The following is a 13785-nucleotide window of genomic DNA, read 5'->3' on the forward strand; positions in this document are numbered from 1 at the left end:
CTATATAAGTGATTTGTCGTAAATTGTCGGAAAAATCTGTTTTTTGATGTATTCAATTTTTCTTTTATTATATGTACACTAAAAACTATAGTTTCAAAAAAATCCTTTGGAGGTAAATTTATGAATAGGGTACTATTTTTTGCTTTTGTACTATCATTATCATTGATGCTTGCGGCATGTAACAGCAGCGGAAATAATCAAGCCAGCGACAATGATAAATCAGCTGCAACTGATGGTTTAGATACGAACATTGTAACAATCGCAACAGGAGGAGCAAGTGGTCCTTACAATATTATTGGTTCAACACTTGCCGACCAATATACCAAAACATTTGATGTGAACTCCCGCACTCAAACAACAGGTGCTTCTGTTGAAAATATTAATTTATTAGAACAAGGTAAAGCAGAAATTGCATTTGTCATGAGTGATGCTTTATCCCAAGCTATTAATGGTGAAGTAAGTTTCAATGAGCCAGTGAAAAATATATCTCATGTCGCAACTTTATATCCAAATGTTGTACAAATTATTACAAAAAAAGGATCTGGTATTAATACGATTGAAGATTTAAATGGTAAACGCGTTGCTGTAGGTGACCAAAATTCAGGGGTTGAAATCAATGCACGCGTGTTATTAAAGGGACATGGCATTACTTACGATGATTTGAAAGTGGATTATTTGGGTTATTCAGAAGCAGCTGATGGATTAAAAGCTGGTACAATTGATGCCGCCTTCTTAACAAGTGGTCTTCCTAATGCTTCAGTATTAGAATTAGCCGAATCAATCGATTTACAATTAGTTTCAATCAATCCTGACAAAGTGGCAGAAATTGCAAAAGAACATCCGTACTTTGTTGCTTACGACATTCCAGCAGATACTTACGGAAACAAAGAAGCGATTCCTACAGCAGCAGTTCCGAATGCACTAGTAGTTCGTGCAGATATGAGTGAAGATGATGTATATAAATTAACAAAACAATTCTTCGAAAGTTTGCCAACATTACAAAATGCTCACCAAGCAGCAAATGAAATCACATTAGAAGGTGCACAACAAAATATTGTTGCACCGCTTCACCCAGGTGCTAAACGCTTCTATGATGAACAAAGTAAGTAAAACACTTCTCATGGGAGGTACGGGTATTCTCGTCCTCCTTTTCTTATCCCACTTGATCAAGTTTCCTCTCTTAACTTTTGAAATTAAGGAACACCTACTTTGGTCAACCAATAAACATTTCGCAATCAAATGGATTCATTCTGTAGAAAAGGAAGAATGGGTGGAGTTCTATGAAATAAAAGAAGACGCTTTGTTATTAACAAAAACAAAATTTAAAACTTTCGGTGCCGGGGTTCCAAGCACCCCAAAAGAGAGTAAACAAGCAGCATTAATAGATGGATTTGTAGAATTGGAAATTAATCGTTCCTTTCCATCCATTCAACTAGTCGTATCTGAAAATGTGAAGAGTACCTTAATTATCGATGATAAAGAAATTTTATTATATGAACTGGCGGGAGACTACGAACCCGTAACCATTTCCATACAAACAATTTCTCTTTGGGACATGTTATTGAAGGGGGAATGTCTATGACACAAACAATCAAAGAACCAGTCCTTTCAGAAAATATTTCGGACGAAAAAATACAAGAGGTTTTGGAAAAATACGATGCCGATTCGAAAGTGAGAAAATACAATTCAAAAAAATTAATTATTTTTGTTAGTATTCTTTGCATTTTATATTCATTATTTCATTTGTATACAACTTTCAACCCGCTCCCTACACTTCTCATGCGATCCATTCACTTATTATTTGCGATGGGACTTGTTTTCCTCCTTTATCCTACATACGGAAAACAAGGACGAGATAAAATTCCAGTATACGATTGGCTCTTGTTTGGTTTATGTCTTGTTTCTTGCGGCTATCTATTTATGGAATACGAAGAAATTATGACTGCTAGAGGAGGCATTCCAAATACATTCGATATCGCAGTTGCCATTATGACTGTTTTACTGGTACTTGAAACTGCAAGACGTGTAACAGGTTGGATTTTACCTCTGTTAGCACTGGCATTTTTATGTTATCCATTCTTCAGTCATCAAGCTTGGCTGCCTCGTATCATGATGACACGTCCCTTTGATTTAGGAGATATTTTTGGACAATTGTACTTAAAAACGGAAGGATTATTTTCTACTGCAATTGGTGCCTCTGTGCAATATATTTTCCTTTTTATTTTATTTGGTTCGTTTTTAGCCAAATCAGGAATGGGACAGTTTTTCAACGACTTGGCTCTTGCTCTTGCAGGACATAGACAAGGTGGTCCTGCAAAAGTTGCAGTAATTTCGAGCGCCTTTATGGGAAGTATCAATGGTTCTGCGGTTGCCAATGTCGTTGGAACAGGCGCATTTACTATACCATTAATGAAAAAAATCGGTTACGAGAAAAACTTTGCAGGTGCCGTTGAAGCCAGCGCTTCGATTGGTGGGCAAATTTTGCCTCCAGTAATGGGAGCCAGTGCATTTATTATGGCGGAGACCACAGGAATCAGCTATGGCACAATCGCCCTTGCGGCAATTATACCAGCGCTTTTATACTTCTTAGGTGTTATTATGCAAGTTCACTTCCGGGCCGGTCGTTCCAATTTAAAAGGGATTCCAAAACCTGATTTACCACGGGTAAAGGAAGTATTTAAAGAAGGCGGACATTTAATCCTTCCTCTTATCGGGCTTATAGTATTACTCGGTTCAGGTATGCCTGTTGCCCATGCTGCCTTTTGGACAATTATCCTGACAATCGTAGTCTCTTCTCTTCGCAAAAATACACGAATGTCCTTTAAAGACATTTTGCTTGCTCTCGAAGACGGGACACGCCAGTCATTATCGACAGTTATAGCATGTGGTGTAGTTGGAATTATTATTGGGGTAGTCAACTTGACTAGTTTCGGTGCTACGTTAACATCTGCGATTACAACTCTTGGAGGCAATAGTTTATTTTTAACATTATTCTTAACGATGATTGCTTCGATTATCTTGGGAATGGGCTTACCAAGTATTCCTGCTTATATTATTACTGCAACGATGGTTGCACCTGCATTAGCGGATTTTGGAGTACCAGTTTTAGTTGCACATATGTTTGTTTTCTACTTTGGTATTTTCGCAAACATCACACCTCCTGTGGCACTGGCTTCCTTTGCTGGAGCAGGTCTTTCAGGTGGAAGCCCAATGAAGACCGGTTTTATTTCCGTACGTCTAGCACTTGCAGGCTTCATCGTTCCGTATATTTTTGTCTATGCACCAGAGATGTTATTAATCGATCCAACAGGTCTTCCAATGAATGCAACAGAATTTCCATTTGCTTCTCCACTTGATATTATTAAGGTGACGGTTTCTTCCATAATAGGTGTAATAGGCATTGGGGCTGCGATTGAAGGGTACTTTAAAACTAATCTCAACATAGTCCTTCGTCTTGTACTCGCTGTAGGATCATTGTTATTAATTATTCCTGAATTTTACACAGATATAATTGGTATAATCACTGTGTTAGGAATCTTCGCATTTAATACACTTCAAGCAAAAAAACAACTTAAAAATGCATAGAAAAAGGAGGCTGTCAAGAAAGTCGAACACTTTCTGAACAGCCTTACTTCTTATAGTAATATTCTCTTAAAAACTTTGCTCCTCTGGTGGTCACCTCAAACGCGCCTTCTCGCCGCAATTTATCTGCGGCGAAAGCACTAGCGACAGCCGCAAAGGGGGCGTCTTAAAATGACTTTTCAGACGCCCCTCTTTCAACCATTATTAGTTAAAATACAAATTCATATCATTTGCTTTCTGGGCAAGTCGTACTGCAGATGTAACAAATTCAGCATATGTGACAGGTCGTTTTGGTTCAAATAGGTTATTTTCTGCAGGAATTAATCCAAGAGAATTGGCTAACGATACATAGCCAATATAATGACTATTTACTAAATCTACATCTTTCACATTGCTTTTATATATTTCTGAATGCTTCGCAGCTTCTTCTAATCCTAATGCTCTAATGTACCAAACAGCTAATTGTTCTCTCGTAATGTTTGTATCTGGGTTAAAGCCTTTATTTTTCGGATCAAGAATGCCCATAGAAACAGCTTTTTCTACGATATGGAAATACGGATGATCTGGTCCAATATTTTCGTATGTTTGTTTTTTCATTTCTTCGCTATTGTAATAATAGTCTTCATAGAAGTAAGTTAAAGATTTAACTAAACCTTTTAATACTTCTCCTTTCGTAATTGGAGCATCCGCATTAAAGCTATCAATATCCCCTATTTCTAAATAGCCGTTCTCAATAAAGAAATTCAATTCTTTTTCCGCAGTTGGATGAGAAACCTTTTGCTCTTCACTTATATCTGGATTTTGCAAATAGCTCGGAGTTTTCCATTCCCCACTTATCGCATCTAAATAACTATAAATATTTCCATTATAAATTGGCGAGTACACTAAAGCATAATGAGGATTTTCATCTGGTTGTATATAGCTAAGCTCCACATCTGTACTGTTCATTATAATATTTTTTGCTTCTTCTGCTGAAATTGCATTATTTATTGCCGGCCATTCACTGTTTTCATGATATCCGACATGTAAATTAATCAATTCACCAGTATCACTTATAGCTACATGTAATTCATCGCCAATCACTGGAATTCCATTTACTATTCTTGGGAATGTAAAGAAATACAATCCATTATAATGTTCTATCCTTTGCTCGATTGGTTTTGAATAATGGTGAAGTTTTGATGGCGCATATTGTTTTAAATAGCCAATCGCTTTAGAAAGAGCTTGTTCCTCCGTTATTTTTCTTTGATTTTTTGGATTTTCTCCAATCTGAGCTAATACGTCAGATTTAATATCATAGTACTCGATTAAATCTCCAGTCTGTTTATCAAATGTAATGTTTGTCCCATATCCACCACGGTCATATTCATAGCTATATGAAACGTAAATAATTTCATTTCCATAATGGTTCTCTGTCTCTTCCACGCTATCAATCGTTAAACGTACTTTATTAGAATTAATCTTTAAAATTTGTTCTGCTAATTGTTTTGCTTGTTCAACAGTCATCCCTTTATATTTTGGTGAAAGGGGTTGATTCGTTAATTGGTCCACATTTTTGTTTTCTGGTGGATTAGATTGAAATTTATTTCCTACCAACCAATTTCCAGTTAAGGCATGAATTCCCTCTTTAATGGACGGCACATATACTAACTCTGCTTTTTGTTCTCCCGTATAGTAGTTGTAATCTAATTGATATCGTAATTGAACAGATAAATTGTCTTTTATTTTTTTCATTATTTCTTCTTTATTTATTACTTTATTTACATCATCAAATGTTGCTGATAAGAATTCACTGCGATATAAATGAGTTACTTCTCCATTCCCTAAAACTGATATTGAAATTCTTTGATCTGGAATTGTAATACCGTTTTCTGTACGTACAAATGAAAATGAATATTGAACTGGTTCAGTTAATAATTGTTTTGGTCCTGGATAATAATATACATCGTCTTCTTCAGAAAGTTTATATTTTTTGCCTGCTGTAAATTGTTCAATAAATTTTTTTGCAATTTCCTTTGCTTCATCTTTTGATACTTTCGCAGGGAACATAGCATCTTTTGTATCAATTGGATCTAAATATAAAGATTCAATCTCTAAGTTTTCCCCAGCAAAAGTAATATCACCATAAACGTATCGATTGCCGCTTATTTTTTTGTGGAAGCTTAAATTGTAACGAACGGTATTATCATTTGGATAGTGTCCACTTCTTAAATGGAAGTCAGATTCTGATAAAAAATCATATTTATTTGGGAAAACATCTTTAAACTTTTTAATTAATTCGCTTTTTGATACAGTAGTTTCAGTAGATGCAATAAGAATTTCCAATTGTTGAGGTTTTTCATATACGTCCAAAGGCGTTTCAGCTAAAGCTGGTGTTGCAAGTAATCCAACTGACAATGTAGCAGCAGTTGCAATCGTTCCTATTTTTTTAAATTTCACCAATAGTCCTCCTTTTTATTTACTAATTTTAATTTTAAGACATTTCTATATTGGTTTAAATAGGAAATTACCCCTGTATTTAACTCTGAAATTAATACTTCTATAACAAAATTAGCATTTTTTAGTAATTTTAAATTTATCAATTTTACATATTGCTAATAATCCGTACTTTTATGTATTAGAAAAATATATTTGATATGTCATTCTGTGAACAAATTAATGCCCGGCTCGAGCTTACTGATGAAATAGTTTTCTATATCTCGAGACTCGGGCTAGTTTCCTAAATTTTGAGGATTCTTTTTTATAATCATGCAATTTGTGCAATTCACTATTAATGAAATCTCCATCAACCGTTTAATAATTGCATTGCCATTTCATCTTTTAACAATATTAAAATTGTCTTGAATTAACAACCAATTTTGAGGAAAAGCAAAGCTTAACTTCCAATAACTAATCCCCCGTAAATTCAACCTTTTCATTAAATTAAACTTCGCTTGAATCGACCTAGCATCTTCAAACCAAACTTCATGATTTTTACCCTCATCATCTACATAATAAAAATAAGGAGCTTGAGCAATTGGGTCAAATTGAATTTCTGCACTATGTTCACGGGCAAGAGCAATCGCTTGTTGAGGGCTTATAGCTCTTGCATATTGTCCTCCTTCAACATAAGGAAGGGTCCAATCGTAACCATATAAATTTTGTCCCATCATAATTTTGCTTGGCGGCATCTCTGTTAAAGCATAGTTTAACACTTTCTCCACTTCACTAATTGGAGATACTGCCATTGGTGGTCCTCCTGAATAGCCCCATTCATAGGTCATTAATACAACAAAGTCCACTATTTCTCCATGTGCACGATAATCATGAGCTTCATACCATTGACCTGTTTGTTCACGGGATAGTTTTGGAGCTAATACACTGGAAATTAACAATCCTTCCTCATGAAGTCGATCTGCTGCTTTCCTTAAAAAATTATTGTACGCTTCTCTTTGATCTGGAGGTAAAAATTCAAAGTCAAAATGAATGTCAGATACCGTCCCAATACGTTTTGCCTCATCAATAATGTTATCTAGAAGAACATCCTGCACTGCTGAGCTTTGCAATATATCTCTACCAAGTTCCCCACTAAACTGACCATTTTCTAAATTCGTCACGACAAGCATCAAAGAAGCCCCACTATTCTGAGCCACTTCAGGTATTCCCTGTATTGGCATTGGTACGAGACTACCATCTCTTCTTGCTTCATAACTGAATGGCGCTAAGTATGTGAGATAAGTTCCTACTTCACGGGCACTATTCAATAATTGTTCACTAACTGTATCCCCGGATGGTTCAATATAAATATTAACTTCTGCTCTCGTTTTCGCCCTCGGTGGAATATATAATCTTAGTCCTGGCAGCAATGGCTGATTGGGATTTAGTCCGTTAATTTGTGCAAGGGTGAGATAGTTCATTCCAAAACGCTGTGCAATGGTAAATAACGTATCCCCCGGCTGAACCCAGTAAAAACTTCCAACAATCGGAATCACAATTGCTTGCCCCACCACTAATTCATTTGGTAATTCAATTTGATTCGTTTGAATGATTGTTTGTGGATTGACATTGTAGCTTTGAGCAATCCCCCAAATCGTATCTCCCGGCCGAACAACGTGTATTTGAATGGTGCATCCTCCTTTTTGCACTTATGACAATCAATAGATTTTATGATGTGTTTTGAAAGAAAATAACAATTGTAATTGATAAACATTCTAAGGAGTTTATATGGAGGATTGAATGTGAATAGAGCAGTTCTTGTGAGAAGATTCCCTTGAATCGTGCGGATAACGCCTGAACTTGTGTAGATAATTCCTCTACTTGTGCAGTTAATTCTTCTACTTGTGCAGTTAATTCTTCAGCTTGTGCAGATAGATCTCCAGCTTGTGCAGATAATTCTTCTACTCGTGAGGATAACTCCCCAGCTTGTGTAGATAATTCCTCTACTCGTGCGGATAAATCTCCAGCTTGTGCAGTTAATTCTTCTACTCGTGCAGATAGATCTCCAGCTTGTGTAGATAATTTCTCTACTCGTGCGGATAAATCTTCAGCTTGTGTAGATAATTCTTCTACTCGTGAGGATAACTCCCCAGCTTGTGTAGATAATTTCTCTACTCGTGCGGATAAATCTCTAGCTTTTGTAGATAATCTCTCAACTTATGTAGATAGCCCCCCCTTCCAGTTATTCTTCTCCATCAAACAATTAAGGCTATCTAGAAATTTCTAGATAGCCTCCAAAAATTTACTTTTCCTTTCATTTATCGAATACAAATTCATTACTAATGTAACAGATTATGTTCATACAAGTAATCGTACGAAATATCAACAAATAAATATTCATTATCAGCTAATGCCATGGAGAACGTACGAGTTAATTCGCCGGTTTTGATGTCACTATATATATTTGAAAGTTCACCTTTCACATCATCTTTTAATTTGATGATATTTAAGAGAAAGTAAGGTCGCCAACTCCAATTTTTACCGATAGCTTCTTTTTCCACTATCCAATTTCCATTTCTACGCACGATATTTGGGGATATTTGAAATCCTTCTTCATTGCAAATATAAAATCGGAAAGCATATTTTGTTAATTTGTTTGCTAATGCTAAGAGTGACTCCTCATCATGACTTTGTAGTTTTGATTGATCAACAATTGTAGCAATATCCTTTTTCAATTTTTTCATTTCTTCATATTTTATTTCTAACTGCTTTCTTTCGGTTGCAATAAATTGTTTACAATCATTGCGGAATCGCTCTTTTAATGAGTCTTTCGGATTTAAATGTGTAGAAGGTTTCTGTAAATATTCTCCTTTAAAATATCGAGCACCATGCTTCCAAGCGTGATGTAATTGATAATCGGTTTTTATATCATTAAACATTAAAGCGGCACCCATTTTGATTGCCAAACTTTGAATCGTTGTAAACACATGACTTTGGGATCCCCAAGCATTGTAATTCAATTGATTAATGTTGATTTTTAATACAGTTGGCTCCAACATTAGTATTTGATCCAACTTGCTTTCTTTACCAATTTCGTCTAAAGCGATTTTGACACCAAACGTTTTCATATACCGAATTGGATGCTGTAATTCATCAGCTTCCCCTTCATATTTATGCGCTGGAATTACTAGAAATATTTTGGATAATAACGATTCACCAATTGTTTGTTTTATTGCTTGAAAATAAGCATCTCCAACATCTGTCATAAACAAATTTGGATTACATGGTAAATAAACATAGAAATCATTTAACGAATCCTTTACTTCTGTAACAGCTTTTTTTATGAGAGTAAGTTCTGCTTCTTTCCGCAAATCTTCGGGAATCGTTGAATCATAAGTTAAATTAACAATATCGATCGTTTTATCATTTATTAAAAGCTTTCCAGAAACTTCATAAGCAACAATCGAATGCGAATCCGCACTAAAAATTGGCTCATAAAACACTTCTATTTCATTTATTCTATCTAAAATATCTAGTACTTCCATAAGAAACCTCCACACACAAATTATGTTCAAACTTGCTATGCTAACTGTATTATACATGAAATAATGCATTAAAAAGCAACTTAAATAGAACATTCATTTCTAATATTCATATAACTGAAAAAAGAGCTACTTCCCCTTTCCCTAATTCTAAACATTCCTCAAATTTTATTTAATATCATTTCAAATCAGACCATTAATTATTATAAAATAATTTTATAATAAAATAAATCATATAATTCTTATAAATTTTATAAAGAATATTGGAAAATAAAATCACCATTTTTCAATATTGAAAATGGTGGTTTTTGTTCGTTTCATTTTTATTTAATTTGAGGCTGTGTTACACGTTTTAAGAAGAATGATAAAAGTAGTGGAATAAGAGTAAAGCAAGTTGCTACAAAGAATGCTAATTCAATTCCTTCTAAAAGGGCCTGTTGGGTAATGCTTGCCATTACTTCCTCCGAAAATGTACCAGCTTGCATCGCTTCCGCTGCCATTTTTTCTCCAACGGATGTAGCCTTTGTGTTCATCACCGCAATCAAGACTGCTGTGCCAATAGAACCAGCAATTTGTTGAATGGTGTTATTTGCTGCAGTACCATGTGGATTCAATCGAGGTGCTAGAGAATTTAATCCATTTGTCATGACAGGCATCATCACTAAAGATATCCCGATTGTTCGAACAGTATATACGGAAATGATATAAATAATTGAAGTGTCAATTTCTAAATGAGACAGTAGATATGTTGTAACCGTCATAATACTCATACCAATTATCGCCAATACGCGTGGTCCAAACTTGTCAAACAAGCGACCAGTAATAGGTGACATTGCAGCCATAACAAGCGCTCCCGGTAACATCATTAACCCTGACTCCATCGGTTCGATATGCCGCACACTTTGTAAATAAGCTGGAGTTAAAATCATTCCCCCTGTTAACCCCATTCCAAGCACGGAACTAAAAATTGCGGAAAGGGTATAGGAAGGAGCCTTAAAGATTTCCATACTTAAAAACGGAGATTCAAGTTTTAATTGTCTCAATACAAATAAAACGATGCCAATTATACCAATGATGATGGTTGTAATAATTACAGGGTCGGACCATCCTTTATTACCAGCTGTACTAAATCCGTATAAAAGAGAACCGAACCCAATTGTACTTAACACAATTGAAAAATAATCCAATGATTTTTTTTTCGTAGGTATGACATTCTCTAATTTCCATAAACCTAATAAAACACTAATAACTGCAAAAGGCAAAATCATCGTAAATAGAATTCGCCAATTATAATGTTCTACAATATAGCCCGATAATGTTGGACCGATTGCTGGTGCAGCCATCATAATAAGCCCGAAGAAGCCCATTGCTGTCCCACGTTTTTCAATTGGGAAACTAACTAACATCACATTCATTAAGAGCGGAGCCATAACGGATGAACCTGCAGCTTGAACCATTCTTCCGGCAAGCAATGTTCCAAAGTTAGGAGAGAAGGCTGCAAGTAGCGTACCTAAAGTAAAAATACTAGTAGCCACTACAAATAAAGGTTTTGTGTTAAATCTCGTGATGAAAAAAGCAGAGGCAGGGATTAATACACCGCTAACTAACATATAGCCGTTAGAAAGCCACTGTACAGTTGCATAACTAATTTTAAAATCTTGCATGATGGTAGGTAATGCAACATTCATTAAGGTATTATTTAAAAACGAAATAAAGGCTCCTATAAACAATACAGCGATCATTAAATAAGGAGGCCTTTGTACTGACAGTTCTTTAGTCATATCTATTCACACTCTCTGTAACAATTTTTAAGCGAAATCTATTCTATACCTACAGTTCAAATTTATCAAGAAAAAAATATTACCTTTTTATTTTACTTTAAATTTAGTAATTTTGAATTTATACTAGCAGTTCAATATTGTTATAGTGAAGATGTAAGCGAAAAGAAAAAGGTTCTTTCCATTGCTTCGGAAAGAACCCTTTTCTATTCAACACTGCCAAAAGGATGGCGTCTTTATTTATAACGTTATTACATCATGCCCATATCTGGCATTCCTGGATTTTGAGCTGGTGGCTCTGGGATATCAGCTACCACTGCTTCAGTTGTTAAGAATAATGCAGCTACACTAGCAGCATTTTGTAATGCTGAACGAGTTACTTTAGCTGGGTCAACAATACCTGCATCAATCATGTTTACCCATTCACCAGTTGCAGCATTGAAACCAACGCCAACTTCTTCACGTTTTAAGCGATCAACAATGATTGATCCTTCTAAACCAGCATTTTCTGCGATTTGACGAACTGGTTCTTCTAGAGCACGTAACACAATTTTCACACCAGTTGCTACATCGCCATCTACTTCATCTAATACTTTTTCTACTGCTTTATAAACATTTACTAATGCAGTACCACCACCTGCAACGATTCCTTCTTCAACCGCTGCACGAGTAGCGTTTAATGCGTCTTCGATGCGAAGTTTACGCTCTTTTAATTCTGTTTCAGTAGCAGCACCTACTTTAATTACTGCTACACCGCCAGCTAATTTTGCTAAGCGTTCTTGTAATTTTTCTTTATCAAATTCTGAAGTTGTTTCTTCAATTTGAGCACGGATTTGATTTACACGTGATTCAATAGCAGCTTGATCTCCAGCACCTTCAACGATAGTAGTGTTTTCTTTATTTACAACTACTTTACCAGCGCGTCCTAAAGATGTGATATCAGCTGTTTTTAAGTCTAAGCCAAGGTCAGAAGTGATAACTTGTCCACCTGTTAAAATGGCAATATCTTCAAGCATTGCTTTACGGCGGTCACCGAATCCAGGTGCTTTTACAGCAACTACTTGGAATGTACCGCGTAATTTGTTCAATACTAATGTTGCAAGAGCTTCACCTTCGATATCTTCAGCGATAATTAATAATGGTTTGCCTTGTTGTACTACTTGCTCTAATAATGGAAGAATATCTTGAATGCTAGAGATTTTCTTATCAGTAATTAAAATGTAAGGATTTTCAAGCACTGCTTCCATTTTATCAGTATCTGTTACCATGTAGTGAGATACGTAACCGCGGTCAAATTGCATACCTTCTACTACATCTAATTCAGTATTGAAACCTTTTGATTCTTCGATTGTGATTACACCGTCAGTTCCAACACGTTCCATCGCTTCAGAGATGAATTTACCTACTTCTTCATCGGCTGCAGAGATAGAAGCAACTTGTGCGATTTCTTCTTTATTTTGAACTTGACGAGAAATGTTTTTCAATTCTTCAATTGCAGCGGCTACTGCTTTATCAATACCTTTGCGAATTCCTACAGGGTTTGCACCGCTTGTTACGTTTTTCAAACCTTCACGAATCATTGCTTGTGCTAAAACTGTTGCAGTTGTTGTACCGTCACCTGCTACTTCGTTTGTTTTAGAAGCAACTTCTGCAACTAATTTTGCACCCATGTTTTCATAAGGATTTTCAAGTTCGATTTCTTTCGCAATTGTTACACCGTCATTAGTAATTAAAGGTGAACCAAATTTCTTTTCAAGTACAACGTTACGACCTTTAGGACCTAATGTTACTTTTACAGCGTTTGCTAATTTATCTACACCTTGTAACATTAACGAACGAGCTTCTTCTGCAAATTTAATATCTTTTGCCATTTTGCCTTACCTCCATTTATTTTTATCTATCGGTAATCAAAATCGGTATAAATACGCCTGACATTTCATACAATGAAAGAAGCGCAATTTTGCTTTCTATATGATTATAAAACAGCTAAAATATCGCTTTCTCTTAAAATTAAATATTCTTTACCTTCATATTTCACTTCTGTTCCGGCATATTTAGAGAAGATAATCACATCGCCTTCTTTTACTTCAGGCTCAACGCGAGTGCCGTTGTCTAATACACGACCAGAACCTACAGCAACCACTTTTCCTTCTTGTGGTTTTTCTTTTGCTGAATCAGGTAGTACAAGTCCAGAAGCAGTTTTTTCTTCTACCTCAACTAATTCGATAATCACGCGATCTCCTAATGGTCTTAGCAAGTGAAACAACCTCCTAAATCATATTTTAACTACCATTATTAGCACTCCACACAACCGAGTGCTAACACAATTATATAATAATGAATCGTTCCTATTTTTGCAAGTGAGAAGTATAAAAAATTTCTTTTCTTTCTATCTTCCTCTACAATAGAATATGGTTAGTAAAAAGAAGCAATCACACTTGTCAGTTTATGCCTCCAATTACATTTTA

General features: G+C 35.5%; 9 protein-coding genes. 3 read left to right on the plus strand and 6 right to left on the minus strand.

Features of this window, described 5'->3' with window-relative positions; all coding sequences use genetic code 11:
• The first annotated feature begins 120 nt into the window (after nt 1-120).
• Genes UtA1_RS01095 through UtA1_RS01105 form a run of 3 tightly spaced genes read left to right on the plus strand, consistent with a single transcriptional unit; the run spans nt 121 to nt 3585 of the window.
• Nucleotides 121-1110: a TAXI family TRAP transporter solute-binding subunit gene (locus UtA1_RS01095; protein WP_096549771.1), complete on the plus strand. Its 990-nt coding sequence runs from the start codon at nt 121-123 to the stop codon at nt 1108-1110.
• Complete coding sequence (locus tag UtA1_RS01100; protein ID WP_232019884.1) at nt 1091-1582, plus strand: DUF1850 domain-containing protein; 492 nt, start codon at nt 1091-1093, stop codon at nt 1580-1582. Before UtA1_RS01095 ends, UtA1_RS01100 begins: the two co-directional genes overlap by 20 nt.
• A complete protein-coding gene (locus UtA1_RS01105; protein WP_096549772.1) occupies nt 1579-3585 on the plus strand; it encodes a TRAP transporter permease in 2007 nt (668 codons plus the stop codon). The genes UtA1_RS01100 and UtA1_RS01105 overlap by 4 nt, the downstream gene beginning before the upstream one ends.
• Before the next feature lie 201 nt (nt 3586-3786).
• On the opposite strand, the gene UtA1_RS01110 is transcribed toward UtA1_RS01105, so the two are convergent.
• The 6 genes from UtA1_RS01110 to groES form a co-directional block, all read right to left on the minus strand.
• Nucleotides 3787-6021: an S-layer homology domain-containing protein gene (locus UtA1_RS01110; RefSeq protein ID WP_096549773.1), complete on the minus strand. Its 2235-nt coding sequence runs from the start codon at nt 6019-6021 to the stop codon at nt 3787-3789.
• A gap of 374 nt (nt 6022-6395) precedes the next feature.
• A complete protein-coding gene (locus UtA1_RS01115; RefSeq protein ID WP_096552352.1) occupies nt 6396-7685 on the minus strand; it encodes a LysM peptidoglycan-binding domain-containing protein in 1290 nt (429 codons plus the stop codon).
• Nucleotides 7686-8336: 651 nt separating this feature from the next.
• Nucleotides 8337-9542, minus strand: coding sequence for an EAL domain-containing protein (locus UtA1_RS01120; RefSeq protein WP_096549774.1), 1206 nt, complete (start codon nt 9540-9542; stop codon nt 8337-8339).
• Between the two features lie 320 nt (nt 9543-9862).
• Complete coding sequence (locus tag UtA1_RS01125) at nt 9863-11320, minus strand: DHA2 family efflux MFS transporter permease subunit (protein ID WP_096549775.1); 1458 nt, start codon at nt 11318-11320, stop codon at nt 9863-9865.
• A gap of 248 nt (nt 11321-11568) precedes the next feature.
• Complete coding sequence (groL, locus tag UtA1_RS01130) at nt 11569-13188, minus strand: chaperonin GroEL (RefSeq protein ID WP_016839635.1); 1620 nt, start codon at nt 13186-13188, stop codon at nt 11569-11571.
• 104 nt (nt 13189-13292) lie between these two features.
• Entirely contained in the window at nt 13293-13574 is a 282-nt protein-coding gene (gene groES / locus UtA1_RS01135) for a co-chaperone GroES (RefSeq protein ID WP_016839634.1), read from the minus strand.
• Nucleotides 13575-13785: the final 211 nt, after the last annotated feature.

The sequence above is a fragment of the Ureibacillus thermosphaericus genome (assembly GCF_002370195.2).
Lineage (GTDB): Bacteria > Bacillota > Bacilli > Bacillales_A > Planococcaceae > Ureibacillus > Ureibacillus thermosphaericus.